This window comes from Pantoea sp. FN0302, assembly GCF_050113775.1.
Lineage (GTDB): Bacteria > Pseudomonadota > Gammaproteobacteria > Enterobacterales > Enterobacteriaceae > Mixta > Mixta alhagi.
Map to the genome: position 1 here is coordinate 1,778,776 of NZ_JBNJSM010000001.1, position 25,876 is coordinate 1,804,651.

Genomic DNA, 25,876 nt, shown 5'->3' on the forward strand with positions numbered 1-25,876 from the left:
AATATCGGGAAGCGGTGCAAAAAGGGAAAGTGGGGTGTGAACAGAACTCAGTGCAGCACCGGCAGGCGGTTTCCGGGAACCACCAGATCGTCTTCTTCAGCCTCGCCGTTTATCAGCAGATTATTGGCGAAGGCTTCCATAATCACCATTGAGATCTGCTCTTCGCTCTGGCGCAGGAAATGCACAAACTGGCCATAGGTAATGCCCGCATTGGTCATTAACGACTGGCAAACAATCAGCTTGGGTAAATTATCGTCCTGAATATCAAGAAAGGCTTTTACGGTTAGCGAGGCGGCATTGATTTGTGAAAGATCGCCTACCAGCGGGATCAGCGCCGTTGGTTTAACCTCGGCGAGGGCGGAGAAAAGAATGACGTTATCTACCAGATCGATCTTGGCATCGAAAACGCCATCAAAATTCTGCATGTGCGGCAAATGTAGCGCCTGACAGGCGTCACATTCAAACCAGGTAATGCTCTGCTGATCCAGCCAACGTCGTAATACGTCTAAGTCTGGAACGACGAGTGAATCCATATGCTACTGCCCTATAATACCGCGATGAAATAAGCGCAATAGCTTACGGAAAAAGCAACCTGAAAACCACGTCCGAGGGTCAAAAAGGCGGGTTACCCGCCGGTTTTCAGACTGAAACCGGGGCGAGCATGTTGCTCTATCCAGTCAATCATCATCGCCGCGATATTCAACCCGGTAGTTTTTTCAATGCCTTCCAGACCCGGCGAGGCATTAACTTCCATTACCAGCGGGCCGCGCCGGGCGCGCAAAATATCCACCCCCGCTACGTCCAGCCCAAGCGTGGCCGCCGCCCTGACCGCAATCTCCCGTTCACGCGGCGTAATTTCGACGCAGCGAGCGCGGCCGCCACGATGTAAATTAGAGCGGAAATCGCCCTCTTTCGCTTCGCGCTCAATGGCTGCCACCACTTCATCGCCGATCACCAGGCAGCGAATATCACGCCCCTGCGCCTCTTTAATAAACTCCTGCACCATAATATGCGCGTTCAGACCGCGAAAGGCGTCAATCACGCTTTCCGCCGCCTGACGCGTTTCTGCCAGCACCACGCCGATGCCCTGGGTCCCCTCTACCAGCTTTACCACCAGCGGCGCGCCGCCCACCATCTCGATCAGATCGTGGGTATCGTCGGGAGAATGGGCGAAACCAGTAACCGGCATATCGATGCCCTGGCGCGCCAGCAGCTGCAGCGAACGCAGCTTGTCGCGCGCCCGGGTAATCGCCACCGATTCATTCAGCGGATAGCTGCCGCACATTTCAAACTGACGCAGCACCGCAGTGCCGTAAAAGGTGGTTGCCGGACCGATACGGGGGATCACCGCATCGTAATGCGGCAGCGGTTCGCCACGGTAGTGCACCGCCGCCGAAGCGGGATTGATATTCATATAACAGGAAAGCGGGTCGATGGTATCAACCTGATGACCGCGCGCCAGCGCGGCCTCGCGCAGCCGCTTACAGGAGTAAAGCGTTGCATCACGGGAAAGGATGGCAATTTTCACCCAGCGGTCTCCGCATCCAGTTATCGCGTTGCCCAACCCTGCTTATGCAGGTAATCCAGAATAAAAGGACGGCTTTCACGCACGATAGTGCGTCGAATATGGTTGCTGAAATTATCGCTGCGTTGATTGCTGTCACGCTGCTGATAGTAAGCCTCCAGCTGACGATCGTACTCATCAAGCTGGTGACGATCCAGCGGCTGATAGCGGTTTTCATGCACCAGCATCGTGGCGGGCATACGCGGTTTCACATCGGGTTCATGCTGCGGCCAACCCAGACACATGCCAAACAGCGGCAGCACATGCTGCGGCAAGCCCAACAACTCTGTGACCTGTTCAATGTTATTACGGATCCCGCCGATATAGACGCCGCCCAGCCCCAGCGACTCGGCGGCCACCATCGCATTCTGGCCCATGATGGCGGTATCAACGCAGCCTAACAATAGCTGCTCCGCCAGGCCCAGCTGCGCCTCGGGACAAATTTGCAGATTGCGCTGGAAATCGGCGCAGAAAACCCAAAACTCCGCCGCCTGCGCCACATATTGCTGACCGCCGCTGAGCGTCACCATCTGTTCCCGTAAGGCTTTATCGGTGATGCGGATAATAGAAGAGCACTGTAAAAAGCTGGACGTAGAAGCCGACTGCGCAGCGGCGATAATCGCCTCACGCTGTTCATCGCTAATCGGTTGATCGGTAAAAGCACGAATCGAACGATGCGTACGTAACAGTTCAATAGTCGGCGTCATGTAAATCTCCGGAATTTTTTGATGAAGTATCGTCCCCACTGCAGCCAAAAACGTCAGGCGCCATCGCCTGCTTAGGGCAGCGCATCAGCGCGATGGCGGCGGACACATCAGGACGATACGCTTAAAATAAGCGCACGGGGCTTAATAGTAAAACGTCATTCCCGTTCTGGCGCATAGCCTCTGCACATTGTACCAACAGGCAGAGCCTTCTTTACAATGGTGAAGGTTGCGGTTCATGATGCGTTTACTGAGCTTAAAAGTGTGACATAATTCACACAAAAATGTGACATAAAGGAGATAACGATGCTTGCAGTCATTTTTGGTCGCCCCAGCTGCCCTTACTGTGTGCGTGCAAAAGAACTGGCGGAGAAGTTGACCGCAGAGCGTGACGATTTTAATTTCCGCTACGTTGATATTCAGGCCGAAGGCATTACCAAAGCGGACCTGGAAAAAACCGTGGGCAAACCGGTAGAAACCGTCCCCCAGATTTTTGTTGATCAGCAGCATCTCGGCGGTTTCACTGACTTCAACGCCTGGAGCAAAGCGAACCTGGGCGTCGCACTGTAAATTACAGGCATAAAAAAACCGGCCCGCTACAGAGCGCGTCGGTTTTTTTATGGCGGTTAGCGTGTAATGCGCGAAGCCGCCAGCGTACGCCACAGCATCACCAGCAGCGCGCCAAAGCCGCACCAAAAGATGGCGCTGGTCATCCATGCCAGCTCCTGCAGCAGCGGAAAAGGCATAAAGGTGCCGCTGATGCCCATCAGCATGCAGAAGGGCGTTGCGGCTACCGCGGCCATTAAAGCCTGTGCCAGCGGCGTATGACGATTGATCATCGCGGCAATCAGGCCTGGCAACATAAACAGCAGCAGACCGGTTTGCTCAGAGGTTTGCCCTGGCGTCTCTTCAGCGCCGCCATAACGAGTCACGAAAAATGTTGCGCAGTAAAGCGTCATACAAATTACGACGCCCGGCCAACGGACGCTATACAACAGCATAATCTTTCCTCGTTTATTTGTGCGAACCAGGATTGTCAAAATAACTATTCACGCCAAAGGCTGTTAAAAAATTAACGAGTAAAAGTTAATAAATATTTTGTTTTGCTGCGGCTTTCTGCTGGAGGTCTGCTGAATAAATGAATAAAATGAATGCCACTCTATACTTACTCCTGAATACAGTTTTCCAGACGCTAACCTGTCTGGCTTACCATAGCGGCCACAGGAATAAACGTTAGCCTGGAATGCCATGAATTTCAACAAGTTACTGGTAAACAAGAAGTTAATACGTGAATATAAACGTCGCAGATTTGTTAAGTCGGAATGATATATTGTTATTATTCGTTGTGCTGGCTTTAGGACTGTGCCTGGGCAAATTACGCCTGGGGTCAGTGCAACTGGGTAATTCCATTGGTGTTTTAGTGGTTTCACTATTACTGGGCCAGCAGCATTTCTCAATTAATACCGATGCGCTTAGCCTGGGTTTTATGCTTTTTATTTTTTGCGTGGGAGTGGAAGCCGGTCCCAATTTCTTTTCTATTTTTTTCCGCGACGGTAAAAACTATCTGATGCTGGCATTGGTGATGGTGTCCAGCGCCATGCTGTTAGCGCTGGCGCTGGGCAAAGCCTTCGGCTGGGATATTGGCCTGACGGCGGGTATGCTGGCGGGCGCGATGACCTCAACCCCGGTGCTGGTGGGCGCGGGCGATACGCTGCGACAGTCAATGAGCGACAGCCATCTGCTTGACCAGATGCAGGATCACCTCAGTCTTGGCTACGCCCTGACCTACCTGGTTGGCCTGGTCAGTCTGATTTTTGGCGCGCGCTATCTGCCGCGCCTGCAGCATCAGGACCTGCCGACCTGCGCCCAGCAAATCGCGCGTGAGCGCGGTCTGGACACCGACAGCCAGCGCAAAGTTTATCTGCCGGTGATCCGCGCCTATCGCGTAGGTCCGGAGCTGGTCGCCTGGGCGGATGGAAAAAACCTGCGTGAGCTGGGCATTTACCGTCAGACCGGCTGCTATATTGAGCGTATTCGTCGTAACGGTATCCTGGCCAGCCCTGACGGCGATGCGGTGCTGCAGCTGGGCGACGAAATTTCCCTGGTGGGCTATCCCGATGCCCACGCGCGGCTCGACCCCAGCTTCCGTAACGGTAAAGAGGTTTTCGATCGTGACCTGCTGGATATGCGCATCGTAACGGAAGAGATCGTGGTCAAGAATAACAATGCGGTGAACCGACGCCTGAGCCATTTGAAGCTCACCGATCACGGCTGTTTTCTTAACCGTGTTATTCGCAGCCAGATTGAAATGCCGATTGATGAAAGCATTATGCTGAACAAAGGCGACGTGCTACAGGTAAGCGGCGAAGCCCGTCGAGTGAAAAGCCTGGCGGATCGCATCGGCTTTATCTCTATTCACAGTCAGGTCACCGATCTGCTGGCCTTCTGCGCCTTTTTTATTATCGGCCTGATGATTGGCATGGTGAGCTTTCAATTCAGTGCGTTTAGCTTTGGCATTGGCAACGCGGCCGGTCTGCTGTTTGCGGGCATCATGCTGGGTTTTTTACGCGCCAACCACCCTACTTTCGGCTATATCCCGCAGGGCGCGTTAACCATGGTTAAAGAGTTTGGCCTGATGGTATTTATGGCGGGCGTCGGCCTGAGCGCTGGCAGCGGTCTCGGCCACGGGCTGGGCGAAACCGGTCTGCTGATGCTGCTGAGCGGGCTGCTGGTCAGCCTGCTGCCGGTGGTGCTCTGCTACCTGTTTGGTGCCTACGTGCTGCGCATGAACCGCGCGCTGCTGTTCGGAGCGATTATGGGCGCGCGTACCTGTGCCCCGGCGATGGAGATCATCAGCGATACGGCGCGCAGTAATATACCGGCGCTGGGCTATGCCGGCACCTATGCCATCGCCAACGTTTTGCTGACGCTGGCGGGTACGCTTATCGTGATTATCTGGCCGGCGCTGGGTGGTTAAAAAATATTTGAATTCGGCTGCGAACTTCTTTAGCGAGAGACAGTCTGAATAAGTGCCACTGCTTTTCTTTGAAATCCCAAATTGTGGAGCCCGTTAATCAATGATTAGCGGGTTTTTTTATGGCTGTTTCCCTGCCTCTTAATGTTTTCCTAAGCGCCGCTGCGCACTATAGCCTGTCTGTAATGAGCTATGGACACTGTCATGCAACTTTCTTCAAAGTTAAACCAACACGAAACATTACCCCCGATTAGGATTAACGCGCTTTACCCTTTATCCGCACGCTTTTACGCTATCCACGCTGTTTTACTGGCAGTTTTTGGCCTGCTGTTTTTATGGCTCGCTCGTGACGGCACTCTGGACAATGCGCTAGCCGGTTACTGGTTCGATCCACTGACGCAGCGCTTTCCATGGAAAGATAATCGCTGGCTGGATCTTATCAATCACCGGCTGCTGAAGGATATGGTGATCGCGACCGGCGTTACGCTGTTGATCGCCGGGTTGCTGCGTCGCCAGCCTCGCTGGATTCTGGTGGCATTGCTGACAGGTATCGGTCCGCTGGTGGTGGGCGTGCTCAAAGCGACCAGCGCGCATTCGTGTCCGTGGGATCTGGTGATGTTCGGCGGCAAGGCCGTTGCCTGGCCGCTGTTTGGCGTTGTGCCGCCAGATAGCGGGCCTGGCCGCTGTTTTCCGGGTGGTCATGCTTCAAGCGGCTTCAGTTTAATGGCGCTGTTTTTCCTTTACTGGCCGACGCGCCGACGCCTTGCCTGGCTGTGCTGGAGCGGAGCCGTAGTGCTGGGCTTAGTGATGGGTTACGGGCAAATGATGCGCGGCGCGCACTTCCTTACTCATAATTTATGGGCAGGCTGGTGGGTTTGGCTGGCGCAGCTGTTGACTTACGGGTGTGTAACGTACCTGATGAATAAGATGAGGAAGAAATAATGATGGAAGAGTTGAACCGGATGCTGTTTCTCTGGATCAACGCCACGCCGCAGTCAGCGGCCTGGTTACTGGAACTGGCGATCTTTATCGCCAAAGACTTAATCGCTATCGTCCCGCTGCTGATCGCCGTGCTGTGGCTATGGGGGCCGCACCTTGGCATTCGGACATTGGTATTGAAAACCGGTATCGCTCTGCTTTATGCGCTGGCGATCTCCTGGTGCGTGGGACAGCTGTTTCCGCATCCACGTCCTTTCGCCATTGGACTGGGCCATCAATTTCTGTCGCATGCGCCGGATGACTCTTACCCCAGCGACCACGGCACCACCATCTTTACTTTTGCCCTGGCCTTTATCTTTTGGCATCGCATCTGGTCTGGCATGGTGCTGATGGCGATCGGCTTAGCTATCGCCTGGTCACGAATTTATCTGGGCGTACACTGGCCGATGGATATGCTGGGCGGACTGCTGGTAGGCCTGCTGGGCTGCCTGTTCTCGCAACTGGCCTGGCCGTGGTACGGCGAGCCGCTAATGAAATTACTGCATCAGATTTATCGCCTGCTTTTTTCCCTGCCGATCAGAAAAGGCTGGGTGCGCAATTAATTTACCTTCTTTCACAGGCCTGTTTAACAGGCCTTTTTTTATCTCTTTTTATTTATCGCCAGTTGTATCTTTGCCCGTTCTTATTGCGCAAAAGATGCCTTTTCTAATTAAATAGGTTGCGCAAAAGGGATAAATATTAAACAAATGATATTTTAATTGATTGATTTAAATAGAAATAAAATCTTAAGCGCTTAAAAATCGGACAAAAGGAGACGCTATTTGCTACCGCTAAAAAGATAAGAGTTCAGCCTTATCCTCTATGTTTCACAACAAACTTAGACAATTAAATTAAAAATAATTAAACAACCAGCTTATCAAGCCTAATTTATTCTTTGTATTGTGATCGTTATCACCTGATAGCGCTCTGCTGGCACTTTTAACTTATTTAGATGGTGGTAGAGTGTGCCGCGAAAATGGAGAATTCCAATATTCATTCTGTTTGCCGACGGCGGAAATTTCGCAGGATTTAACTGAGCGCTGGCGGTTTTATATTCATACGTTACTCATGGAGATGGTAATGGCTTCACAGCAAACCGCAATCCAGAACGGGCGGACGGCAGCACGCGTTAGCAGCTGGCGTAAAACCGATACCATGTGGATGTTAGGACTGTACGGCACCGCCATTGGCGCGGGTGTCCTCTTTTTACCGATTAATGCCGGCATTGGTGGGCTAATTCCGCTGATCATCATGGCCCTGCTGGCCTTCCCAATGACCTATTATGCGCACCGTGGCCTGTGCCGCTTTGTGCTTTCCGGCAGCAAGCCAGGCGAAGATATCACCGAGGTAGTGGAAGAACATTTCGGCGTAGGCGCCGGTAAAGTCATTACCCTGCTCTACTTCTTCGCGATTTACCCTATCCTGCTGGTCTACAGCGTGGCGATCACCAATACCGTAGAAAGCTTTCTGACCCACCAGCTGCACATGCAGGCACCGCCGCGCGCGCTGCTGGCTCTGCTGCTGATTGTCGGCCTGATGATGATTGTGCGCTTCGGTAAAGAGGCGATTGTGAAAACCATGAGCATGCTGGTATTCCCGTTTGTTGGAGTGCTGATGCTGCTGGCGCTGTGGTTAATCCCTAACTGGAGCACAGCGATTTTCCAGCACGCCTCATTAAGCGGCAGCGGTAGCGGCCTGGGAATGACCTTATGGCTGGCGCTGCCGGTAATGGTTTTCTCTTTTAACCATTCGCCGATCATCTCCGCCTTTGCCGTAGCTAAACGTCAGGAATATGGCGAAGAGGCTGAAGCAAAATGCTCACGCATTCTGGCGCTCAGCCATATGATGATGGTGCTGACGGTAATGTTTTTCGTCTTTAGCTGCGTGCTGTCACTGTCGCCAGCCAACCTGGCGGAAGCCAAAGCGCAAAATATTTCGATTCTTTCCTATCTGGCTAACCACTTTAATACGCCGATGATGGCGTGGATGGCGCCGATTGTGGCTATCGTGGCGATCACCAAATCGTTTCTGGGCCACTATCTTGGCGCGCGCGAAGGCTTCAATGGGTTAATTATCAAAAGCCTGCGCAGTCGCGGCAAAAGCATGGATGAGAAGAAGCTGAACCGCTTTACCGCCCTGTTTATGCTGCTGACCACCTGGCTGGTGGCGACCTGGAACCCCAGCATTCTTGGCATGATTGAAACGCTGGGCGGTCCGATTATTGCGGTCCTGCTGTTCCTGATGCCGATGTACGCTATCAATAAAGTACCGGCGATGCGTCGCTACAGCGGTGCGCTGAGCAATATCTTTGTCACGCTTATTGGCCTGATCTCCATCTCCGCTATCGTCTTTTCCCTTCTGGGTTAATTCGCTACAAGCCAGGCCAGCACACTGCTGGCCTTCCTTATTTTCTACGGCAGTCCAGGCCTCAACTATCTCCGGAACACAAAGCGTGGAAAGTTCAGGCCACAGCTATCGCGAGCACAAGGCGCAGAAAGTCCAGACAGAAGAGTAAAGCGTCCCGCGCCATGGGCGGCGCGGGTCGAGCTGTCAGGGATGACATATTTTGCGTTTTTACGATCGACCTGAACTTTTCACGCAGGCGTCTATCAATCTGGACTTTCCGTGCTGACACCGAAAACTCAGACTTCAAACAGACACAGAACGGCCTGAACTTCTCTCGCCGGCGGCAAACGCGCCTACGAGAACCACTGACCAAACCAGCCGTTCAGCTTCATCATCACAAAATCAAACATCCGGCTAAAAAAACTGCCCTCCTGCACCGGCTCCAGTACCACCAGCGGCCGTTGCGCAATCGTCTTGCCATCCAGCTGGAAATTAATCGTTCCCACCTGCTGATGCTTTTTCAGCGGTGCCTCCAGCTGCGGCGAACTCAGGGTAAAACTGGCTTTCAAATCTTTCATTTGCCCTTTCGGGATAGTCAGGGCAGCATCTTTTGCCACGCCAAGCGCAACCTCATTGCGATCGCCAAACCAGACGCGCTGCTGAGTAAAAGGCGCATCGGCCTTAACCGGCGTGACCGTTTCATAAAAACGGAAGCCCCAGGTCAACAGCTTTTCACTTTCGCGAAAACGGATACTGTCGGTCTCCGCGCCCATAACCACGGAAATCAAACGCATATCCCCTTCGGTAGCCGAGGCCACCAGATTATGGCCTGCGCCTGACGTATGACCGGTTTTAATCCCATCAACATGCAAATTGCTGCTCCACAGCAGACGATTGCGGTTACGCTGGGTAATGTTATTGAACGTAAACGACTTCTCTTTATTCAACGCATACTCTTCCGGTACATCACGAATCAGCGCCTGCCCCAGCAACGCCATATCGCGCGCAGTACTGTACTGACCTTCCGCATCCAGCCCGTGAACGGTTTTGAAATGGGTATTCTTCAGCCCCAGCGCGTTAGCATAATTATTCATCAGCCCGACAAAGGCATCCTGACTGCCCGCCACGTAATCCGCCAGCGCAATACTGGCATCGTTACCTGACTGAATCACTATGCCTTTATTCAGCTCCGACACCGGAATCCGGTCGCCGGGCTTGAGAAACATCAGCGACGATCCCTTAAGAGCCGGATTACCGGTCGCCCAGGCATCCTGCCCTACGGTAACCATATCGTCGCGGGTAATCTTGCCGCTTTTAAGCGCCTGACCAATCACATAGCTGGACATAATTTTCGTCAGGCTGGCGGGATCGAGACGCTGATCGGCATTGGCCTCCGCCAGCACCTGGCCGCTGGCGTAATCCATCAGTACCCAGGCTTTAGCCTCAACCTGTGGCGCAGCAGGCGCCTGTACGGCATTAACAACAACGGGAAGCAGCAACAACGTGCCGCAGAGCGCCAGCGAACCAACGCCGGCGTGAAGACGCAATTTTTTCATGATGGAATCAGATAACCTGTAAAAAATATCATAAGTTTCATTAGGATATGAAACGCAGCGTCTTACGCTAACCTGTCGGCGCGCTGATTAAAACGGCTGCATCGTAAAGTTTCTTAGAGTTTATTAGATAAACCTTATCCTGTGCCTTAACACAAATCACACAGACCAGGGTTGATTCTGATTTTGCATAAATCAAGTAAGACGATCACAAAATTCCGCTAATCTGATTAAACCCGCTCCGAGGAGAATCACCATGGATTTAGCGCTTTTCGATCTTGATGAAACGCTGATTTGTGCAAACAGCAACAGCCTGTGGATGCGCTGGCTGGCATCGCAAGGCTACGCGCCTGAAAGCTTAATTGTTGAAGAGCAGAGATTAATGGCGCAGTATCGTCAGGGAGAGATCCCGCTGGAAACCTATATGAACAGGACGCTGGCACCGTTAACCGGGATGGCGACGCTAACCGTCAGCGGTTGGGTTCGCCGCTTTATACAGCGTGATATTGTGCCGCGCGTCTACCCCGCCGCCCGTGAACGGCTTGCCTGGCATCAGCAGCGCGGCGACACCATTATGCTGGTCTCCGCCGGAGGCGAGCATCTGTTAACGCCCATAGCGCAGCGGCTTGGGCTACACGGCGCGCTGGCGGTGGGCGTGGAGATTATCAACGATCGCTACAGCGGCCAGCCTTGCAGCACCCTAAACGGGCGAGCAGGCAAAGCGCCTCATTTGGCTGACTGGCGATCGCTGCAACATGAGAAACGTTTTCAGCATACCTGGGCCTACAGCGATTCGATTACCGATCTCCCGCTGCTGGAACAGGCGGATCACGCCTGCGTTATCAACCCTGATATTCAGCTATTGCAGGAAGCGCGGCAGCGCGGCTGGGAAGTCACACACTGGGAAAAATAATCCCGCCAGCCTGACCCGCATGCCACAGGGTCAGGCTGGATCCCGTCTGTTGGCTCAGGGCTGCAAACCCACCTTCAGCAGCTTGCCATTGCTCTCATCGGTCAACACATAGAGATAACCGTCCGGTCCCTGACGCACATCACGGATCCGCTCGCCGCGATCCTGCAACAAACGCTCTTCTTCAATCACCTTGTCGCCATTCAGACTCAGACGAATCAAATTTTTCTCTTTCAGTGCGCCGATAAACAGCGAATTTTTCCAGGGCTGAAAACGTGCGCTATTGTAAAAGGCCATGCCGCTGATGGCGGGTGAGTTCTTCCACCAGTAAACCGGCTGTTCTGTACCCGGCGCTTCACCGCCCTTTGATTCAGGCACCTTATCGCCGCTATAGTCAACGCCCCAGGTAGCCAGCGGCCAGCCATAGTTTTTGCCTTTTCGCGGAATATTGACCTCATCACCGCCGCGAGGGCCATGCTCGCTTTCCCACATCTCCTGCGTCCAGGGGTTAAGCGCCAGCCCCTGTGGATTACGCAGACCATAGGCCCAGATTTCCGGGCGCGCATTGGGCCGCGTAACAAAAGGGTTATCCTGCGGTACCGTACCATCGCCTTTCAGGCGCACCAGCTTGCCGGTGAGCTTATCCAGATCCTGCGCGGTTGCGCTCTGGAAATTATCGCCAAAGGCGATCCACAGATACCCTTCGCGGTCAAAGGCGAGACGGGTGCCAAGGTTAGCACCGCTGGAAAGCCTGGGCTGCTGACGCAGCACTACCCTGAAATCCGCCAGCCGACGCCCGTCTTCGCTCAGCCTGCCGTAACCAACCACCGCTCCGGCGCGCCCGCTTTTATCCGCTTCGGTATAGCTGAGCCAGACGCGGCGGCTTTGAGCAAAATCGGGCGCCAGCGCCACATCCAGCAGGCCGCCCTGACGCTGATGCCATACCTCCGGCACGCCTTCAACAGGCTGCGACAGCCCTTTTTCCGGCTGCCACAGGCGTAGTGAGCCTGACCGCTCGGTCAACAGAATGGTTTTATTATCGGGTAAAAAAGCCAGTGACCAGGGGTGATCGAGTTTGTCCTGCAGCTGCTGCACCGTAACCTGCGCCGCCAGAGAGGAGGCTGAAAACAGCAGCGCCCCGCTTAATACCAGAGAGATTAATGGACGAGACATCATGCACTCCTTCAGGAATCAGAGAGTAAACTGTGATTATTTTCACGCTTTGGCGCTTAAAAAAGCTAAAAATTCGCCAAAAAGTCAAAGTTAACTAATCTTTTAACTAACGTTAATATTTAGTTTCCCTGGTGTTTGGCCCGTCCTGTTGGCGGGCTTTTTTTTATCCTGCAACGGCTCTATTCCTGCTCTGCGGCTAAATCGGTGCTCACGCGCAATTTATATAAATCGATCGCTTTGTCCCGGATCACCTTTAACTTTGATTCTGCCGCCACCAGCGGCCATACCGTTCCCTGCTGCTGCTGATAATAGGCGGAAATCGCCGCGTTATAGCTGTCACGATAGTGCAACCAGCTACGCTGCGCTGCGGTTATTTTCTGCCTGACGCTCTGCGGCTGCGCGTTAAGCAATAGCTGATACTGCTTATTCAGCTCACCATCCCACTGCTGAATGGCACTGCTGTAGCACTGCGCATTATCGGCCGTGCTGTTGGCATGCAGCTTACACGCCAACAGCTGCTGATCAATCTCCTCGCCCGGCTCTGCCGCCAGGCCAACCACGGGAAAGGTCAGCGACAGCAGTACTAATGCGGTTAACTTCATTTGATTACCTCAATCGGTGCCGCAATGTAATCAGGATTCAAAGGGGTAACAGATCCCCCAGCGCTGACGAATCTCCGTCATCAGGGCCACCACATCATTGGTGAGATAGTGCAGCGGATTCACGCCTTCGGCGGCATATTTTTCCAGCGCCAGAATTTCATACTGTAGCGCACGCCCGCTTTGCCCCGCTTCAAGGGTTTCCGTGGTGCCATCCGCCCAGCTTAACTGCGCCTGCTGCGCGCGCGGAAAATCATCAACGGTAATAAAACCATGCTCGCAGGCGATAATGCCGCGCTTCGGCATTTTGGCGCGAAACGCCAGCGAGATGGTGGCCATTTCGTTTTGGCTGTTTTGCAGCAGAATGCCGCACTGTTCGTCAACGCCGGTGCTGAATTTAGCCACTGTGGTAAACAGCTGGTTCGGCTGCTCGCTCAGGAAAAAGCGGGCAAACGAGAGCGCATAGGTGCCGATATCCAGCAACGCGCCGCCTGCCAGCTGTGGATTAAAGAAACGGTTATTGGGATCGGCTTCTTTAACGGTGCCAAAAGAGACCTGAATCATTTTCAGCTTGCCCAGTTTTCCGCTTTCAATCAGCGTTTTTAGCTGATGAAACAGTGGCATATGAAACAGCGTCATCGCCTCGGCTACGATCAGCTTCTTCTCTGCCGCCAGCTGGTTAATCTCACTCAGCTCATCGCTGCTGACGGTTATCGCCTTTTCCACCAGCAGATGCTTGCCCTGCTCCAGCGCCTGCTTCATCCAGCTGAAATGGCTGGCGTGTGGCGTAGAGATATAGACCGCGTCTATTTGCGGATCGGCCAGCATTTGGGGAATATCATCAAATACCCGCTCAATACCGTAGCGTTGCGCAAACGCTTCACCTTTCTCGCGGCTTCTGGCGCCTACCGCATAAATTTGCCTGCCCATTGCGCCCTGAGCGGCGGCAAACTGATGCGCAATGGCGCCCGGTCCAATAATTGCCCATGTTAACGGCTTCATTTTTCCTCTCTTTTTGCTGTCCGAAGGGTAAGTGTAGACAGCGAAAGGCGCGACGGGTGAATTTGCCCGTCGCGGGCAGTTTTCAGCTTTTCAGTTTCGGATCGAGCGCATCGCGCAGGCCATCGCCCAGCAGGTTAAAGGCCAGCACCGTCAGAAAAATCGCCAGGCTGGGGAAAATCGCCACGTGCGGCGTCATCACCATATCTGCTCGCGCCTCGTTGAGCATCGCGCCCCACTCCGGCGTAGGCGGCTGCGCGCCCAGCCCCAGAAACGACAGGCTGGCAGCGGTGATAATCGAGGTGCCAATGCGCATGGTGAAATAGACCACAATCGATGAGACCGTGCCGGGCAGAATATGGCGCACCATCAGAGTCCAGTCCGATGCGCCGATACTACGTGCCGACTCGATAAAGGTTTGATGCTTCAGCACCAGCGTATTGCCGCGCACCAGACGGGCAAAGGCGGGCACGCTGAAAATTGCTACCGCCACGATAACGTTGGACATACCGCTGCCCATGATCGCCACGACCGCAATCGCCAGCAAAATCCCCGGAAAGGCGAACAGCACATCGCAGATGCGCATAATAATACGGTCCCACCAGCCCTCATAGTAACCTGCCAGCAGACCAAGCGCGGTGCCGATCGCTCCGCCGATAGCGACGGAAAAAAAGCCCGCCAGCAGCGAAATGCGGGTGCCCACCAGTACCCGACTAAAAATGTCGCGGCCAAGGGAATCCACGCCGAACCAGTGCATCGCGGAAGGGCCTTCTGTCAGCCGGTCATAATCAAAGTAATTTTCAGCATCAAATGGCGCAATCCACGGCGCGCATATTGCCAGCACAATCAGCAATAACACAAAAACGCCAGCCGCCAGCGCCACAGGCTGATGGCGGAAGCGTCGCCAGAATTCGCGCCACGGCGTACGTACCCGCTCGCTCTGTTGCAGGGGCATCGCCTTCAGAGCTGCCTCTCGTCGCCAGTTTTTCATCGCAGCTCCTTATTTGTACCGTATCGCCGGGTTAATGGCGGCATACAACATATCCACGATCAGATTGATCAGGATAAACTCCAGTGAAAACAGCAGTACCTCCGCCTGTATCACCGGATAGTCGCGCATCTCCACCGAATCCACCAGCAGGCGTCCCAGGCCTGGCCAGTTAAACACCACTTCCACGACAATCGAGCCGCCCAGCAGAAAGCCAAACTGCAAGCCCATCATGGTGACTACCGGAATCATGGCGTTGCGCAAGCCATGTTTAATCAGCACCTTCGACTCGCGCACTCCTTTGGCACGTGCGGTGCGCATATAGTCTTCCTGCATCACCTCAATAAAAGAGGCGCGGGTAAAGCGCGCCATAATCGACGCCACCGCCGCGCCCAGCGTAATAGAGGGCAAAATATAGTGCTGCCAGCTCTCCGCGCCGACGGTCGGTAGCCAGCCCAGCTCCACGGAGAAAACCTGCATCAGCAACATGCCGAGCGCAAAAGCGGGAAAAGAGATGCCCGATACCGCCAGCGTCATGCCGATACGATCCGGCCAGCGATTACGCCACACGGCGGAGATAATCCCAATCCCCATGCCAAAAATTACTGACCAGATCATACTGGTCAATGTCAGCCACAGCGTCGGCAGAAAGCGTGAAGCGATCTCCTCCGATACCGGCCTTTTCGATACCATCGACGTGCCAAAATCCCCCTGGAGCGCGTTGACCATAAAATGCAAAAACTGCTGCGGCAGCGGCTTATCCAGTCCCAGATCCTGACGCACCAGCGCAACCACGCTGGCATCTGCTTCAGGCCCGGCCACCAGTCGCGCCGGATCCCCTGGCAGTAAATGAACAAACAGAAAGACCAGCACCGCCACGATCAGCAGCGTAGGTATCAATCCCAGCAGGCGTTTAAGGAAATAGTTCAGCATGCGTTTCCCTGCGTCGCAGACGCCAGCCTCAGCGGCTGGCGGCGCGGACATTACTTCAGATCGGCTTCATCAAAATTAAAAGAGGTGTCAGGCATCATGTAAAAACCGCTCAGCGATTTGCTATGAGCCGACACCAGCTTTTCCACCACCAGCGGCGCCCAGGGGCGATCGTTCCAGATACGGTCCTGCGCATCTTTATACAGCTGCGCTTTTTTCGCCGTATCGGTGGTTTTCAGCGCGTCGTTCAGATCTTTATCCACCTGTTCATTGCTGTAAAAGGCGGTGTTAAAGATTGCTGGCGGCCAGGAGCCGGTGGCAAACAGCGGCGTCAGCGCCCAGTCAGCTTCACCGGTCGAGGCGGACCAGCCGGTATAGAACATCCGTACACCGCTCTCTTTTTGCCCTTTCCCTTCTACTTCCGCCGCGCGCTGCCCGGCATCCATCGCCGTGACCTTGACTTTAATGCCCACCTGCGCCAGCTGCTGCTGAGTAAACTGCAGCACTTTCTGCGCGGTGCTGTGGTTGTGAGAAGACCAGAGCGTGGTGCTGAAACCGTCCGGGTAGCCCGCCTCTTTTAGCAACTGGCGCGCTTTCGCCGGATTGTACTCCATCGCCGGGTAGCTTTGCGCAAAGGCAATCGACGGCGGCACGATGCCGGTTGCTGGCGTGGCGTAACCGGCAAAGGCGACTTTGCTCAGCGCCTCGCGGTTAATCGCGTAGTTAATCGCTTCGCGCACTTTCGGGTTATCGAACGGCTTCTGCGTGACGTTAAAACTGATATAGCGCTGCATGATCGACGGCGTGCTGACTAAATCGAGCTTGCTGTTTTGCTCCAGCCGTTTCGCCTGCTCATAAGGGATCGGGAAGGCAAAATTGGCTTCACCGGTTTGCAGCATCGCGGCGCGGGTATTGTTATCCACGATGGGTCGCCAGGTGATGCTGTCGAGTTTCGGATAGCCCGGCTTCCAGTAGCCGTCCCACTTTTTCACCTTCACAAAATCGGTCTGGTTCCAGGTCACAAACTGATAAGGACCGGTGCCGACCGGATGGAAGCCGATCTCTTTGCCATATTTTTTCAGCGCGGTAGGGGAAATCATCGCCGCCGCCGGATGGGCCAGAATATTAATAAAGGCGGAGAACGGCTGCTTCAGGGTAATCTTCACCGTAGTGGGATCGAGCACCTCGGTGGTGGCGATATGTTTAAACAGGTTATAACGCTTCAGATGGTTATCTTCGTCGCTGGCGCGATCGAGATTCACCTTTACCGCCTCGGCGTTGAACAGGGTGCCGTCCTGAAACTTAATACCGGAGCGTAGCTTGATGGTCCAGGTCAGGCCGTCGGGGCTGGCCTGATAGCTTTCCGCCAGCACGTTTACCAGCTTCATGTCCTTATCAAAGCCGAACAGCCCCTGGTAGAAGGATTTCGCCACCGCCTGCGACAGGGTGTCATTGGCATCATAAGGGTCGAGCGTGGTGAAGTTAGAGCCTACGGCGATCACGGCATCCTTTGCTGCCCAGCCGGGCGCAGCGGCGAAACTACTAAGCAGGCCGGCGGTTATCAGCCATCTGCGGGTCGTGAGTTTGGTCATATGCTTGTTCTCCTTAGTCCCTTGCGGGTTATGCAAAAGCCGGGCCGTCAGGCGCCGCTGATGATATGCCGGGCCACGTAATGATCTGCCCCAACCTGGATTAATGGCGCAACCACCGGCTCATCGCCGGGCGTGCGCAGCGGGCTGGGCAACTCATCCGCCAGCAGCGCTCGCTCGCGGCGGCGGTGGCCCGGATCGGCGACCGGCACCGCTGACATCAGTTTGCGCGTATAGGGATGCTGGGGATTTTCAAATACCGCCTGGCGCGGACCGATTTCTACAATCTGCCCCAGGTACATCACCGCCACACGGTGGCTGATGCGTTCCACCACCGCCATATCGTGTGAAATAAACAGAAAGGCGATACCAAATTCGCGCTGCAAATCCAGCATCAGATTGATGATTTGCGCCTGAATAGAGACATCCAGCGCCGAGACCGATTCGTCGGCAATCACCACTTTGGGATTCAGTGCCAGCGCGCGGGCAATACAGATGCGCTGGCGCTGGCCGCCGGAAAATTCATGCGGATAGCGTTGAGCATGTTCCGGCTGCAGCCCCACTTTTTCCAGCAGCCAGGCGACTCGTTTTTCCGCTTCAGCGCGTGACATGACCTTGTGGATCAGCAGCGGCTCCATAATGGAAAAACCAATGGTGAGACGCGGGTCGAGTGAAGCGTAAGGATCCTGAAAAATAAACTGAATATCGCGCCGTAAATGCGCCAGCTGATGCGCCTTCAGCCGATCGATACGCTGCCCGTTAAAGGTAATGCTGCCGCCCTGGCTCTCTACCAGCCGCAGCAGCGAGCGGCCGGTAGTGGATTTACCACAGCCCGACTCCCCCACCAGCGCCAGCGTTTCACCGGCATAAAGGCTGAAGCTCACCTTTTCTACCGCATGCACCCGCCACTTCACGCGGTTCAACAGACCGGCGCGAACATCAAAACGCGTGACTAAATCACGCACTTCCAGGATCGGCGCTTCATGATGCTTTACCGTATCCACCTGCGCCCCGCTGTTCTCCTGCTCGCCCGGCAGCGGAAATTTACGCGGCAGGGGCTGCCCCTGCATAGCGCCAAGACGCGGCACCGCTGCCAGCAGCGCACGGGTATAGGGCTGCTGCGGCGCGCTAAACAGCGTGGCGGTATCGGCGCTTTCGACCACGGCGCCACGGTACATGACCTGCACCCGGTCGGCCATTTCCGCCACTACACCCATGTCATGGGTAATAAAGATCACCCCCATCGCCATCTCTTTTTGCAGCACGCGGATCAGCTGTAAAATCTGCGCCTGGATAGTGACATCCAGTGCGGTAGTGGGCTCATCGGCAATCAGCAGCGCCGGACGACAGGAGAGCGCCATGGCGATCATCACCCGCTGGCGCATGCCGCCGGAAAGCTGATGGGGATAGCGCGTCATGACATTTTGCGCTTCGGGAATGCGTACCAGATCGAGCATTCGCCGCGCCTCCGCCAGCGCCTGCTGGTGGCTTTTGCCCTGATGAAGCCGCACCGATTCAGCGATCTGCTCGCCAACCGTAAACACCGGATTCAGCGAGGTCATCGGCTCCTGAAAAATCATCGCCATATCCGCGCCGCGAATGGTACGCATCTGCGACTGTCGCAGCTGCGCCAGATCCACCAGCGCGTTATCACGCCGCCGCAGCCACAGCTCACCGCTATCCAGACGGCCGCCGCTCTGCTCAATCAGACGCATCAGCGCCAGCGAGGTCACCGATTTTCCTGAGCCGGACTCGCCCACCAACGCCAGGGTTTCACCGCGTCGGACCTCCAGCGAGAGCTGACGTACCGCCTGAATGATATGGCCCTGCTGGTTAAAGCTGACGCTAAGATTACGTACCGCCAGCACGCACTCTTCGGCCAGCGGTAAAGAGGATGACTGTTGCATGCTGGCTCCTTAAGCTTGCCGGTAAATCGCGACTACCGGGCCTTGATCCGCGTAACCGTAGCCGCGATACATGCCTTCAGTATTGAACGGCAGCGCAATGTTTCCCTCAGCGTCGACAGCAATCAGGCCGCCGTTGCCGCCCAGCGTTGGAATTTTATCGAAAATAACCCGTTCGCAGGCTTGCTGCAGGCTGAGCCCGCCATACTCCATCAGCGCGGCGACGTCGCCAGCCGCCAGGGTGCGGATAAAAACTTCCCCGGTGCCGGTACAGGAGACCGCTACGCGGCGATTGCTGAAACAGCCTGCGCCCGGTAACGGCGAATCGCCAATGCGCCCGACCCGTTTATTGGTCATGCCGCCGGTTGAGGTGGCGGCAGCGAGATTGCCCGCGCTGTCGCAGGCTACCGCGCCGACCGTACCCAGTTTGCGGTCGGCATCCAGCGGTGCGGATCCCTGCGCCGCTCCATCATGATCCAGCAGCGTTTGCTGGCTGGCGCGGGCGCGCTCCAGCTGCTGCCAGCGTTCATCCGTGGAGAAGAAGTCCGCCGCAACCGGCGCCAGGCCCTGTTCCTGGGCAAACTGCTCTGCACCGCTGCCGCACAGCAACACATGCGGGCTGTGCTCCAGTACCGCGCGCGCCGCCAGGATCGGATTACGAATATGCGCTACGCCAGCCACTGCACCGGCATCCTGAGTGCGCCCGTCCATGATGCAGGCGTCCAGCTCATGCGTGCCCTGATGGGTAAAGACGCTGCCTTTCCCGGCATTAAACAGCGGACACTCTTCCAGCAGGCGCACCGCTTCGGTAACCGCATCTAACGCGCTGCCGCCAGCGGCAAGGATCCTCTGGCCGCTGGCAACAATTTCGCTTAGCGCCTGGAGATAACGCTGCTCCTGCTCCGCGCTCAGCGCCGAACGTGCAATCGCGCCCGCGCCGCCGTGAATGGCAATGGCTGCTCTGCCCATCATTATTTACCCTGTGTTCTGAAACCGCCGGAAACGGCTGAATGGATGTGATGTTATGATTTTTCGGCAAATTTTGACTATAGGTAGCCGCCGGGGTGATGTAAAGCGTAAAGCCAGGTAAGGTTTAATAACAAAGCGTTATATCTCATAACTAAAAGCACATCATAAGCCTCTGGTGCGCTGGCGGGGTGATCGTCAGGGCATTTCGCGCCATAATAGGCGCTATCTGTAGGTTCTGGCCGGAGGCCAAATGGAAAGTTTTACTGCGGGATTAATCTCCCTTGAAGAGGCCCGGCAAAAAATGCTGGATCGGCTCTCACCGCTTAGCGAGAGCGAAACCCTGAGTGTCTACGCTGCTGCCGGGCGGATTACCGCCGCTCCGGTTATTTCACCGCTCAACGTTCCGCCATTTGATAACTCGGCGATGGATGGCTATGCGGTGCGTATGGCGGATATTGCACGCGGTGAAGCGCTGCCGCTGGCTGGCAAAGCCTTTGCCGGCGCTCCCTTTAGCGGCGAATGGCCCGCAGGCAGCTGTATTCGCATTATGACCGGCGCGCCGGTGCCGGAAGGCACGGAGGCGGTGGTCATGCAGGAACAAACCACAACGGAAGGCGAACGTATCCGCTTTACCGCTGAGGTTAAAGCGGGGCAAAACATTCGTCGCGCCGGAGAAGATATTCGTCAGGGCGACAGCGTGCTGGCGGCGGGCGTGCGCCTCGGCGCAGCGGAGCTGCCGCTGATCGCGTCGCTGGGCATCGGCGAGGTTGAGGTGGTGCGTCGGCTGCGGGTCGCCATTTTTTCTACCGGCGATGAGCTACAGCCGCCAGGTCAGCCGCTGGCGGCCGGACAAATATATGACACTAACCGCTTTGCCGTACGGCTGATGCTGGACCAGCTGGGGTGCGAGGTGATCGATCTCGGCATTATTCGTGACGATCCACAGGCGCTGCGCGCCGCCTTTATCGAGGCCGATCGCGCGGCGGATGTGGTGATCAGCAGCGGCGGCGTCTCGGTAGGTGAAGCAGATTACACCAAAGCGATGCTGGACGAGCTGGGCGCTATCACTTTCTGGAAGCTGGCGATTAAGCCAGGCAAACCTTTCGCCTTTGGGCGGCTGAGCAACAGTTGGTTCTGCGGCCTGCCAGGCAATCCGGTTTCCGCCGCCGTGACCTTCTATCAGCTGGTACAGCCGCTGCTGGCGAAGCTGAGCGGTCAGCAGCGCGCCGCTCTGCCGCCGCGTCAGCGCGCTCGCGCCGCTACGCGCCTGAAGAAAACGCCTGGCCGCCTCGACTTTCAGCGCGGTATCGTCAGCCGTGGCGAAAATGGCGAACTACAGGTGGTCACCACCGGTCATCAGGGCTCGCACGTATTCAGCTCTTTCAGCCAGGCCAACTGCTTTATTGTGCTGGAGCGCGAACGCGGCCATGTCGAGCCGGGCGAATGGGTAGAGATCGAGCCATTTAATCACCTGCTGAGAGGCTGACATGCTGCCGGAGCTGAGCGATAGCGAAACCCTGCGTTATAACCGGCAGATCGTGCTGCGCGGCTTTGACTTTGATGGACAGGAGCGGCTGAAAGCATCGAGCGCGCTGGTAGTAGGTCTGGGCGGTCTGGGCTGCGCCGCCAGCCCTTATCTGGCCTCGGCGGGCATCGGCACGCTGACGCTGCTCGATTTTGACGTCGTTTCCCTCTCTAACCTGCAGCGTCAGGTGCTGCACAGCGATGCAGAGATCGGCGAAGTAAAAGTCGAGTCGGCCCGGCGGCGGCTGGCGCAAATTAATCCGCTGACCCAGCTACGCACCGTCAATGCCCGGCTGGATGATGCGGCACTGGATGCGCTGGTGGCGCAGCATCAGGTAGTGCTGGACTGTAGCGATAACGTCGCCACGCGCGAACAGCTGAATCGCCTCTGTCGGCAGCGACGGATCCCGCTGGTGTCGGGGGCCGCAATACGTATGGAAGGCCAGATCAGCGTTTTTAGCTGGCAGGATGAAACCCTGCCCTGCTACCGCTGTATCAGTCGCCTGTTCGGCAGCGATACCCTGAGCTGTGTCGAAGCGGGGGTGATGGCCCCGCTGGTTGGCGTAATCGGTTCGCTGCAGGCGATGGAAGCGATTCGTCTGCTAACGCATTACGGGGCGGCCGCCTCCGGTAAGCTGCTGATGTATGATGCCATGACGCTGCAGTTCCGTGAAATGAAGGTGGCCAAAGATCCTGCCTGTGAAGTTTGCGGCACCGCTTCCGGTTAATTAAAGTTGGTTATTCAGCAGCTTCCCTTTCCCTGGCTATAGTTGAAACATGGAAAATGGAAATGCGCCCCAGGCGCAGGCGTTGAATAAAGCAGACAGCGAAAGCCGTGCTGCAAAACCAGTGCTGCGTCAGATGATGCTGGTCTTTCTGCTGGTTATCAGCAGCGCGGTAATCGCCATCAACGGCTGGAGCCTGTGGAGCAGCTGGCAACGAACGCTCCACCTTACCGAGGAAAACGCACGTAACCTGTCGGTGTCGCTTGCACGTCAGGCAGAAGATACCTTTCTGCAAATTGACCTGACCCTGCAGGATGTGCGCGATCGCATTAACCAGGACGGGATTGAGCAACAGGCCGCTAATCTGCATCAGCTGCTGATGGCGCGAAAAGCCGCTCTGCCTCCCCTGGACAGCATTATCATTTATCACGCTTCCGGCTACCCCGCGCTCTCCTCCTCCCTGGCGACGCTGTCGAAAACCAGCGTCGCCGATCGGGAATATTTCCGCTTTCATCAACGTTCTCCCGACAGCAAACTGCATATCGGCGACGTGGTGCGCAGTCGTGTTAGCGGCAATATGGTGATCCCGGTGACCGAACGCCTGAGTAATCCCGACGGCACCTTTCGCGGCGTGGTGATGGCCTCGATTCGCCTCGATTATTTCCGCCAGGTTTATGATTACTACAACCTGGGCGAACGCGATCTGATGGCGCTCATGAAGGCAAACGCTAACCTGGTCTATATTCGCCCCTACAGCGAAGCGCTGATTAATCGCAATATTTCCCTTAGCCCGTTGTTTACCCAGCTGTTAACCACGACCGCCAGCGGGGCCGCTATTTATCGTGCGGCAGTTGACGGCAGGCCACGCATTTTTGGCTATGCCCGGCTGACCAATTATCCGCTGGTCGTGACCGCAGGCTACGATTTGCAGGAGGTGCGACAGGACTGGATCGCGGATTCTATCGGCTTTGTTTTGCTCAACCTGGTTCTGCTGGCGTTGCTGTTTCTGCTCGGCTTTATCGTACTGCACCATATCCGCCTGAACCTGCATAACCAGATGGAGTTAACCCGGGTGCACGATCAGCTCACCCATATGAACCGCACCCTACAGAACATGGCGCTGGTGGATGGGCTCACCGGGCTGGCAAACCGCCGTCAGCTGGACTGGTTTATCCCCAGAGCGATGGAGCGCGCGATAAAGCTGCATACGCCGTTAACGATTGTGCTTATCGATGTCGATTCGTTTAAGGCCTATAACGATACCTATGGTCATCAGGCGGGCGATGCATGCCTGCGTAACGTAGCCGATTGTTTGAACCGCCTGCCGCTGCGTCATGATGAGCTGATTGCCCGTTACGGTGGCGAAGAATTCATGCTGGTACTGACGGATAAAACACAGCCGGAAGCACATCTTATTGCAATGCAGGCGGTGCGTGCGGTAGCGTCGCTCAGGATGCCGCATCAGGCAAGCAGCGTGGAGGAGAAGGTCGTCACCATCAGCATTGGCATGCACTGGCAGCCACGGGTGTTCGCCGGGGTTTTACCTGCGGAATTTATCGACAAGGCGGACGAAGCCCTTTATCAGGCGAAACGTCGGGGGAAAAACCGGGTCTGGATGAGCAATATGCCGCCGACGGCAGGATAAAAGTAAGGCCGCCATTACGGCGGCCCTGGGTTGGCATTTTGACACCAGCTGGCGCGTCAGCGCTTACTGAACGCCTTTGCTGCGCAGATAATCTTCATAGCTGCCGCTGAAGTCGATGACTTTCTCCGGCGTAATTTCCAGCACGCGTGTCGCCAGCGAGCTAACAAATTCACGGTCGTGAGAAACAAAGATCAGCGTGCCCGGATAGATCTCCAGCGCCATGTTCAGCGACTCGATCGATTCCATATCCAGGTGGTTAGTCGGCTCATCCATAATCAGGATATTGGGGCGTTCCATCATCAGCTTGCCAAACAGCATACGGCCCTTTTCACCACCCGACAGCACTTTCACCGGCTTTTTGATCTCATCCTGACCGAAGAGCAAACGGCCCAGCACGCTGCGCACCGCCTGCTCATCGTCGCCTTCCTGCTTCCACTGGCTCATCCAGTCAAATACATTCAGATCGGTATCAAACTCTTCCGCGTGATCCTGCGCGTAATAACCAATGCGCACGTTCTCAGACCATTTCACCGTACCGCTGTCAGGCTGCAAATCGCCCACCAGGGTTTTCAGCAGCGTGGTTTTACCCACACCGTTGGTGCCCAGTACCGCCAGCTTTTCGCCGACTTCCAGCAGCAGATTCAGATCGCGGAACAGCGGGCCGTTGTCGAAGCCTTTGGTCAATGCTTCCACTTCCAGCGCGTTGCGGAACAGCTTTTTATCCTGCTCAAAACGGATAAACGGGTTCTGACGGCTGGAGGCTTTGACCTCGTCCAGCTTGATTTTATCGATCTGTTTGGCGCGTGAAGTAGCCTGACGCGATTTAGAGGCGTTGGCGCTAAAGCGGCTGACAAATGACTGCAGCTCGGCGATCTGCGCCTTTTTCTTGGCGTTATCAGACAGCAGACGCTCACGCGCCTGGGTGGCGGCGGTCATATATTCATCGTAGTTGCCAGGATAGATACGCAGCTCGCCGTAATCGAGATCCGCCATATGGGTGCAGACCATGTTCAGGAAGTGACGGTCATGCGAAATGATGATCATCGTGCTGTTGCGGTCGTTCAGCACCTGCTCCAGCCAGCGGATGGTATCGATATCCAGGTTGTTGGTTGGCTCATCCAGCAGCAGAATATCCGGGTTCGAGAACAGCGCCTGCGCCAGCAGTACGCGCAGCTTCCAGCCCGGTGCCACTTCGCTCATCAGACCGTAATGCTGCTCAAGCGGGATCCCCACGCCCAGCAGCAACTCACCGGCGCGCGCTTCGGCGGTGTATCCGTCCATTTCGCCATACAGCACTTCCAGATCGGCGACTTTATAGCCATCCTCTTCGCTCATTTCCGGCAGCGCATAGATACGATCGCGCTCCTGCTTTACCTGCCACAGCTCATCGTGTCCCATAATCACAGTATCCAGCACGCTGAATTTTTCAAACGCGAACTGGTCCTGGCGCAGCTTACCGATACGCTCATTCGGGTCACAAGAGACGTTGCCGGCGGACGGCATTAAGTCGCCGCCCAGAATCTTCATAAAGGTTGATTTACCGCTACCGTTCGCGCCGATCAGACCGTAACGGTTGCCGCCGCCAAACTTAACGGAGATATTTTCAAACAGCGGTTTGCTGCCAAACTGCATGGTAACGTTGCTGGAAACTAGCACAGGGATTGCCTTACTTATGCGGGGAAGAGTCCCGTTATAGTTCACATAACAGGGGCGTTAACGCTATGCGCTGACTCGGGCCGTGCCTGAGATGCGCCGGTTCGTCGCCTGCCTGCTGTTGAATTATTTCAGGGAATAACGAAATT

23 protein-coding genes are annotated in these 25,876 nt (G+C 55.5%); 9 read left to right on the forward strand and 14 right to left on the reverse strand.

What is annotated here, in order from left to right; genetic code table 11:
• Positions 1-47: 47 nt before the first annotated feature.
• From ACQE32_RS08315 to nfsA, 3 genes are all read right to left on the reverse strand, one after another.
• Positions 48-533 carry a YbjN domain-containing protein gene (locus ACQE32_RS08315; RefSeq protein WP_426974213.1) on the reverse strand — a complete coding sequence of 162 codons (486 nt, stop codon included), beginning with the start codon at positions 531-533 and terminating at the stop codon, positions 48-50.
• A 92-nt stretch (positions 534-625) separates the two neighbouring features.
• Positions 626-1,528, reverse strand: a complete 903-nt coding sequence (rimK, locus tag ACQE32_RS08320) for a 30S ribosomal protein S6--L-glutamate ligase (protein ID WP_427021626.1) — start codon at positions 1,526-1,528, stop codon at positions 626-628.
• A 20-nt stretch (positions 1,529-1,548) separates the two neighbouring features.
• Positions 1,549-2,271 carry an oxygen-insensitive NADPH nitroreductase gene (nfsA, locus tag ACQE32_RS08325; RefSeq protein ID WP_250652234.1) on the reverse strand — a complete coding sequence of 241 codons (723 nt, stop codon included), beginning with the start codon at positions 2,269-2,271 and terminating at the stop codon, positions 1,549-1,551.
• A gap of 303 nt (positions 2,272-2,574) precedes the next feature.
• On the opposite strand from nfsA, the gene ACQE32_RS08330 reads away from it, so the two are divergent.
• Positions 2,575-2,838 carry a GrxA family glutaredoxin gene (locus tag ACQE32_RS08330; protein WP_085067463.1) on the forward strand — a complete coding sequence of 88 codons (264 nt, stop codon included), beginning with the start codon at positions 2,575-2,577 and terminating at the stop codon, positions 2,836-2,838.
• A 56-nt stretch (positions 2,839-2,894) separates the two neighbouring features.
• On the opposite strand, the gene ybjM is transcribed toward ACQE32_RS08330, so the two are convergent.
• Positions 2,895-3,269, reverse strand: coding sequence for an inner membrane protein YbjM (ybjM, locus tag ACQE32_RS08335; RefSeq protein WP_426974211.1), 375 nt, complete (start codon positions 3,267-3,269; stop codon positions 2,895-2,897).
• 287 nt (positions 3,270-3,556) lie between these two features.
• On the opposite strand from ybjM, the gene ACQE32_RS08340 reads away from it, so the two are divergent.
• The 4 genes from ACQE32_RS08340 to ACQE32_RS08355 all read left to right on the forward strand — a co-directional run bounded on the left by ACQE32_RS08340 (position 3,557) and on the right by ACQE32_RS08355 (position 8,587).
• The gene (locus tag ACQE32_RS08340) at positions 3,557-5,245 is read left to right on the forward strand and encodes an aspartate:alanine antiporter (RefSeq protein ID WP_250652232.1); all 1,689 of its coding nucleotides are present in this window, start codon (positions 3,557-3,559) and stop codon (positions 5,243-5,245) included.
• Positions 5,246-5,446: 201 nt separating this feature from the next.
• Entirely contained in the window at positions 5,447-6,184 is a 738-nt protein-coding gene (locus ACQE32_RS08345; RefSeq protein ID WP_426981068.1) for a phosphatase PAP2 family protein, read from the forward strand.
• 2 nt (positions 6,185-6,186) lie between these two features.
• Positions 6,187-6,783 (forward strand): undecaprenyl-diphosphate phosphatase, encoded by a 597-nt coding sequence (gene ybjG / locus ACQE32_RS08350; protein ID WP_426974373.1) that lies wholly within the window; start codon positions 6,187-6,189, stop codon positions 6,781-6,783.
• Positions 6,784-7,300: 517 nt separating this feature from the next.
• Positions 7,301-8,587: an HAAAP family serine/threonine permease gene (locus tag ACQE32_RS08355; protein WP_426974209.1), complete on the forward strand. Its 1,287-nt coding sequence runs from the start codon at positions 7,301-7,303 to the stop codon at positions 8,585-8,587.
• A 332-nt stretch (positions 8,588-8,919) separates the two neighbouring features.
• Here ACQE32_RS08355 and ACQE32_RS08360 read toward each other — a convergent pair whose 3' ends face one another.
• Positions 8,920-10,122, reverse strand: coding sequence for a serine hydrolase (locus ACQE32_RS08360; protein ID WP_427021627.1), 1,203 nt, complete (start codon positions 10,120-10,122; stop codon positions 8,920-8,922).
• A gap of 253 nt (positions 10,123-10,375) precedes the next feature.
• Here ACQE32_RS08360 and ACQE32_RS08365 point away from each other — a divergent pair, with 253 nt between their 5' ends.
• Positions 10,376-11,032, forward strand: coding sequence for an HAD family hydrolase (locus tag ACQE32_RS08365; RefSeq protein ID WP_426981067.1), 657 nt, complete (start codon positions 10,376-10,378; stop codon positions 11,030-11,032).
• Positions 11,033-11,086: 54 nt separating this feature from the next.
• On the opposite strand, the gene ACQE32_RS08370 is transcribed toward ACQE32_RS08365, so the two are convergent.
• The 8 genes from ACQE32_RS08370 to ACQE32_RS08405 form a co-directional block, all read right to left on the reverse strand.
• On the reverse strand, positions 11,087-12,202 hold the full coding sequence (locus ACQE32_RS08370) for a PQQ-dependent sugar dehydrogenase (protein WP_427021628.1): 1,116 nt from the start codon (positions 12,200-12,202) through the stop codon (positions 11,087-11,089).
• A 179-nt stretch (positions 12,203-12,381) separates the two neighbouring features.
• Positions 12,382-12,804 carry a lysozyme inhibitor LprI family protein gene (locus ACQE32_RS08375; protein ID WP_250652227.1) on the reverse strand — a complete coding sequence of 141 codons (423 nt, stop codon included), beginning with the start codon at positions 12,802-12,804 and terminating at the stop codon, positions 12,382-12,384.
• 30 nt (positions 12,805-12,834) lie between these two features.
• The gene (locus tag ACQE32_RS08380) at positions 12,835-13,803 is read right to left on the reverse strand and encodes a Gfo/Idh/MocA family protein (RefSeq protein ID WP_427021629.1); all 969 of its coding nucleotides are present in this window, start codon (positions 13,801-13,803) and stop codon (positions 12,835-12,837) included.
• A gap of 82 nt (positions 13,804-13,885) precedes the next feature.
• A complete protein-coding gene (gene gsiD / locus ACQE32_RS08385; protein WP_427021630.1) occupies positions 13,886-14,791 on the reverse strand; it encodes a glutathione ABC transporter permease GsiD in 906 nt (301 codons plus the stop codon).
• A gap of 9 nt (positions 14,792-14,800) precedes the next feature.
• Positions 14,801-15,721, reverse strand: coding sequence for a glutathione ABC transporter permease GsiC (gene gsiC, locus ACQE32_RS08390; RefSeq protein ID WP_085067474.1), 921 nt, complete (start codon positions 15,719-15,721; stop codon positions 14,801-14,803).
• 50 nt (positions 15,722-15,771) lie between these two features.
• Positions 15,772-17,310 carry a glutathione ABC transporter substrate-binding protein GsiB gene (gene gsiB / locus ACQE32_RS08395; RefSeq protein ID WP_427021631.1) on the reverse strand — a complete coding sequence of 513 codons (1,539 nt, stop codon included), beginning with the start codon at positions 17,308-17,310 and terminating at the stop codon, positions 15,772-15,774.
• A 47-nt stretch (positions 17,311-17,357) separates the two neighbouring features.
• Complete coding sequence (gsiA, locus tag ACQE32_RS08400) at positions 17,358-19,214, reverse strand: glutathione ABC transporter ATP-binding protein GsiA (protein ID WP_427021632.1); 1,857 nt, start codon at positions 19,212-19,214, stop codon at positions 17,358-17,360.
• Between the two features lie 9 nt (positions 19,215-19,223).
• Positions 19,224-20,180 carry an isoaspartyl peptidase/L-asparaginase family protein gene (locus ACQE32_RS08405; protein WP_426974372.1) on the reverse strand — a complete coding sequence of 319 codons (957 nt, stop codon included), beginning with the start codon at positions 20,178-20,180 and terminating at the stop codon, positions 19,224-19,226.
• Between the two features lie 250 nt (positions 20,181-20,430).
• Between ACQE32_RS08405 and moeA the strand changes: the two genes are divergently transcribed.
• From moeA to ACQE32_RS08420, 3 genes are read left to right on the forward strand one after another with little or no spacing between them, the layout of a single operon-like run.
• Positions 20,431-21,666, forward strand: coding sequence for a molybdopterin molybdotransferase MoeA (gene moeA, locus ACQE32_RS08410; protein ID WP_426974202.1), 1,236 nt, complete (start codon positions 20,431-20,433; stop codon positions 21,664-21,666).
• A 1-nt stretch (position 21,667) separates the two neighbouring features.
• On the forward strand, positions 21,668-22,432 hold the full coding sequence (moeB, locus tag ACQE32_RS08415; RefSeq protein WP_426974201.1) for a molybdopterin-synthase adenylyltransferase MoeB: 765 nt from the start codon (positions 21,668-21,670) through the stop codon (positions 22,430-22,432).
• A 49-nt stretch (positions 22,433-22,481) separates the two neighbouring features.
• Positions 22,482-24,074: a sensor domain-containing diguanylate cyclase gene (locus tag ACQE32_RS08420; RefSeq protein WP_426974200.1), complete on the forward strand. Its 1,593-nt coding sequence runs from the start codon at positions 22,482-22,484 to the stop codon at positions 24,072-24,074.
• 63 nt (positions 24,075-24,137) lie between these two features.
• Here ACQE32_RS08420 and ACQE32_RS08425 read toward each other — a convergent pair whose 3' ends face one another.
• Complete coding sequence (locus tag ACQE32_RS08425; protein ID WP_426981060.1) at positions 24,138-25,730, reverse strand: ABC-F family ATPase; 1,593 nt, start codon at positions 25,728-25,730, stop codon at positions 24,138-24,140.
• Between the last annotated feature and the right edge of the window lie 146 nt (positions 25,731-25,876).